This is a genomic window from uncultured Campylobacter sp. (genome assembly GCF_937890585.1).
In the GTDB taxonomy this organism is placed as follows: Bacteria; Campylobacterota; Campylobacteria; order Campylobacterales; family Campylobacteraceae; genus Campylobacter_A.
In genome coordinates, this window is sequence record NZ_CALACG010000067.1 from 1 (window position 1) to 4,518 (window position 4,518).

The window sequence follows — 4,518 nt, forward strand, 5'->3', positions numbered from 1 at the left end:
ACGAGATCTAGTACGGTCTCGTGGGCTCGGAGATGTGTATAAGAGACAGGCTCATGATCTTTCTATGGTTAGGTATATATCTGATAGAGTAGGTGTAATGTATCTTGGTAAAATTATGGAGATTGCAGAATCTGATGAACTATATGATAATCCAATACATCCATATACAAGAGCATTGCTATCTGCAATACCTGTACCTGATCCGTATGTACAAAAAACAAGGAAGAGAATAATACTTGAGGGAGATGTTCCAAGCCCTATAAATCCTAAACCTTGTTGCAGACTAAAAGATAGATGCTCCTATGCTATAGACATATGTAGCAAAGAGGAGCCTGTTCTTGAAGAGATAAAAGAAAAGCACTTTGTAGCTTGTCATAGAGCTAAGGAATTTATTTAATTTATTAGTTTTATTTATGATATATATGTGTATTTTAAAATATCTGTTGGGGAATCTCTAACAGATATTTTTTTTGAAATTGGGTTCTTTGTCAATAGTGGGGGTGTAAAAACACCTCTATCTATTGCAAAGACGTAAATATATCAATTTTCTAAATCTTTCATAGTTTCTTAGTCCATAAGATACTCTTTTTATTACTTTTATTTTGTTGTTATTTCCTTCTACAAACCCATTGTTTATTTTATATTCTACTATATTTATTATCTCTTTTTTCCAACTTGTTATTGTATCTGCTAGTTTTATACTTTGCTTTATATTAAATACTCTCAATTTTTCAATTAATTGCTCTATTCTCCTTCTCATTGTCTTTACTGTCTTGCTCTCAAACATCTTGTAAAATTCTTTTATTATTCTATACATCTTTTTCAATGTCTTATCTACTTTTAATATCTCTTTTAATATCTCTTTTTGTCTTTGACTAAACTGACTTATTGGGCTTTTACTTAGTATTTTCCAATATTTTTTTAACTTCTTATACTTTTCATTGTCTTTGTTAAATAATTCTACTCTTAAATCTCTTAATGCCCATATCCCTTGTCTTATTACATGATATTTATCTGCTACTATTTGGGCCTGAACTATATTACTATTTATTACGCTTCTAAATGGCTTAAACATATCCATTACAACTACTTGTGGTTGTATTTCAAATTCGTTTATTATATTTTTTATTGTTTGTGAATGTCTATTTCTTAATATATCTACTAGTTTACGGTTTTTATCATACATCGCTAGCTGATATTTCTCTTTTTCTATATTTCCTTTAAATTCGTCTATATGTATGACTGATGTATCTGGAGAGGTTTGTCTTTTTAGGGCGATTGCATTTTATGAGGGTGATATCAAGCACATTTATTTTGTTGCGGAGACTAAAGGGTCTATGAACTCTATGCAGCTTCGCCAAATCGAAGAATCTAAAATCCACTGCGCAAAGGAGCATTTTAAGGCTATAAGCAATGATAGCGTGGTCTATGACGTAGTGGATAGCTATAAATCGCTACTGGATAAAGTTATGAGGTAAAAAATTTATTGGGAAGTTAGGTTGCAGTATAAAAGAGCCTGTGCAATATTCCAAAAAATGGTTATTGTGCTGCTCCTTTTGAGGTAAAATTTGACTACCATTTGTCAATATGAAAATCTGAGGTGATATTTCTTAAAACTCTACCAATAAAATACTCAGTGTGATGGAAAATCACAGTGACTGACTTAGTCTTGCCAGTTTTAGTTCGAATTAAATTTAAATATACAATTATCTTAACCAAACCATCCTTGTAAATTTATATATATTGTAGTATTATACTCCTAAATATTTAAGGATAAAATACTATGTACATCAAACGAGCCATAAGCGACGAAATAAAAGAGTATATGAAAAGCTTTCCAGTGCTTTTGATAAGCGGGGCTAGGCAGGTTGGTAAATCAACACTTGCTTTAAATTTAGAGATACCAAACTACATAACGCTTGACGACATAAACATATATGAATCCGCAAGGAATGATCCCAAAGGCTTTATAGAGCACTGCAATAAGCCTATTGTGATAGATGAGATACAAAGAGTACCTATACTGCTTTTAGCTATAAAAGAATTTATAGACAAAGATAGAACAAATGGGCAGTTTGTATTAACTGGCTCTGCAAATTTAAAAGGCTTTAAAGATATCTCAGACTCTTTGGCTGGTAGGATAGGCATAGTAGAACTTTACCCGCTTTCTCAAAAAGAGTTAAGTCATAGTGATGAAAATTTGATAGATATTTTAAGTGGCGATATAAGCCATCTTTCGCTAAAGAAGTATGATAATGAGGGCTTATCTGAAAAGATTATAAATGGTGGTTATCCGGAGATCACAAAGATAAGCTCTGAAAAATCAAAATATCTCTGGTTTAGCTCATATATAAGAACATATATAGAATCAGACGCCAAAGAGATAGGCAACATTAGAAATATGGATAAATTTATCACTATGTACCGCCTATGTATGCTAAGAAGTGGCAATATCTTTAACAAAAACGAGCTATGTCTAGAGTCTGGGCTTGATAATAAGACATTTGATAGCTACTTTAGCGTGCTGGAGCATACCTATCAGATCCAAAAGCTACAGCCCTATTTTAACAACGCTCTAAAAAGACTCATAAAAACTCCTAAAATTTTTGCTACTGACACAGGAGTGCTAGCGCATCTACTACAAATTTCATCAGAACAAGAGCTTACAAATTCTCCTTATAAAGGTGCCATATATGAGACGTTTGTATTTGATGAACTACTAAAGGCAAATACAAGTAGCAAAAAAAGAGCAAACATATACTACTATAGAACGAGCGATCAAAAAGAGATAGACTTTATCCTTGAGATATCGGGCAAACTCATAGCCATAGAGGTCAAATCCTCAAAAACTATCAGTAAAGATGACTTTAAGCATATCTATCATCTAAAAGAAAATTTACAAAGTAAATTTGATAAGGGAATAGTCTTTTACACTGGAGACAGAGCTGTAAAGCTAGATGATGGTATGTTTGCATTGCCATTTGGTTTTATGGGGTGAGAGATGGCCATAGTAAAGAGCGATTATAAAAAAGTCGAAACTTGCTTATTCATGCATAAAGAAAAACCAAACGTCTTTTTACTAAGAAAGGTTATCGGTAGCAAATACTTCACAAAAGTGCTCACGCTAGATACTCGTAGCGGATGGAGTAAGAGAGAATACAAAAGCGAAGCCAAAAAAGAGCTTGTAAAGTGGCTAGAGGGCGTAAGCAAGCAGGTAAAGGGGCTCAAATTTAAAGATACTACTAAGGTTAATGACTTGTTTGAGCTGTGGAAAGGCAAAAAGGATGTCGGCAAAAAGTCGGTAGCTAGCGACATTGCATTTTATGAGACCTATTTGCAAGATAGTATTGGCAAAGAGATCGTAGTAGACGTTATAGCTGCCCAGATAGACAATATTATCCATAATCTAATGCATGATGGAAAATTTAATAAAATAATAGGAAAAGTGCAGGTATTGTCAAAACGCACGGCATATGATAATACAAGGCGAATTTTGGGCGAGATGTTTGACATAGCGCTTCGCAATCAGCTAATAGTAGTAAATCCTTGCACTCTGCTAACTAAAATAGCTAAAACGACTAGAAAAACGATAGTAAAAGATGCAATCGGTAAATTTTATAAGTTAAAAACGGCTATCTTGGAGCTTTATAAAGATGATTCGTTTTGGAGAGGATTTTTCTTGTTTTGTTTGTATGGTAGGCGAAAAGGAGAAGTAGCCAGCCTAAAATGGGAAAATATTGATCTAGAAAATGACGTATACTATTTAATAGATACCAAAAATGGAAACGACTATAAAAAGCCGCTTCCTTTGCTCGTAAAAGAAGCCATAACGCAAATACCGACCGATAGATGCGGCCTAGTATTTGCAAGTCCAAAAACCGGCGAGTCTATTAAAAATACGGATAGACAAAAGATGAAACTCGATAAATTTGTGGGTTTTGATGATTTTAAGCTACACGGCACTAGACACATAAGCAGTTCGGCACTAGAAGAGCTTGGCGCAAATAGTGATATTATTAAAGATCATCTCACCCACAAACGTGACGGCGTGACGTATAAAAATTACGTAACTTACGATACCTATATAAATAGCTGTAAGGCTCTTGAACTACTAGAGAGCATAAAGGAAGATTATGAATTTTGATGATGTTATAAATTTTACTTATGATCCTAAGAATGCTTTTTCACAGTTAACATCAAACTTAATACTACATATATGCGAATTTTTTATTAACGAAAAAATTTTTATAAGTGCTTTTTATGTATATGAAGTTATTAACAATGCACAACTTCAAATAATAGATATTTTTAAAAATTTTATAGTCGTAGAAAAAGTTGATAAAGACAAATTGGACGACCTTGGTTCAGCACAGTTTATATACTTTGAAGAGGATGATTCTTACTGCACCATTGATCCGTGCCAAACGGTAGAAAACATGGAAAAAGTTAAGGGTATGTTTGGTGGAGACATCGAAATATTGAAATTATCGCCATATTTTACAAATCAAGATATTTTTA

5 protein-coding genes are annotated in these 4,518 nt (G+C 33.1%); 4 read left to right on the top strand and 1 reads right to left on the bottom strand.

The window, feature by feature from the left end; translation table 11 throughout:
- Positions 1–514: 514 nt before the first annotated feature.
- Complete coding sequence (locus tag Q0296_RS01730; protein WP_103597087.1) at positions 515–1,279, bottom strand: transposase; 765 nt, start codon at positions 1,277–1,279, stop codon at positions 515–517.
- Between Q0296_RS01730 and Q0296_RS01735 the strand changes: the two genes are divergently transcribed.
- From Q0296_RS01735 to Q0296_RS01750, 4 genes are all read left to right on the top strand, one after another.
- Complete coding sequence (locus tag Q0296_RS01735; RefSeq protein WP_122873470.1) at positions 1,239–1,478, top strand: hypothetical protein; 240 nt, start codon at positions 1,239–1,241, stop codon at positions 1,476–1,478. The genes Q0296_RS01730 and Q0296_RS01735 overlap by 41 nt on opposite strands.
- Before the next feature lie 305 nt (positions 1,479–1,783).
- Complete coding sequence (locus tag Q0296_RS01740) at positions 1,784–2,998, top strand: ATP-binding protein (protein WP_298035913.1); 1,215 nt, start codon at positions 1,784–1,786, stop codon at positions 2,996–2,998.
- A 51-nt stretch (positions 2,999–3,049) separates the two neighbouring features.
- A complete protein-coding gene (locus tag Q0296_RS01745; RefSeq protein WP_298035915.1) occupies positions 3,050–4,144 on the top strand; it encodes a tyrosine-type recombinase/integrase in 1,095 nt (364 codons plus the stop codon).
- Positions 4,134–4,518: hypothetical protein (locus Q0296_RS01750; RefSeq protein WP_298035917.1), on the top strand; the 385-nt coding region annotated here is incomplete at its 3' end. The genes Q0296_RS01745 and Q0296_RS01750, both read left to right, overlap by 11 nt.

Excerpts from the sequence above, each read along its gene's own strand:
- Q0296_RS01735 (WP_122873470.1), top strand. The coding sequence starts at position 1,239 with ATGACTGATGTATCTGGAGAGGTTTGTCTTTTTAGGGCGATTGCATTT.
- Q0296_RS01740 (WP_298035913.1), top strand. The coding sequence starts at position 1,784 with ATGTACATCAAACGAGCCATAAGCGACGAAATAAAAGAGTATATGAAA.
- Q0296_RS01745 (WP_298035915.1), top strand. The coding sequence starts at position 3,050 with ATGCATAAAGAAAAACCAAACGTCTTTTTACTAAGAAAGGTTATCGGT.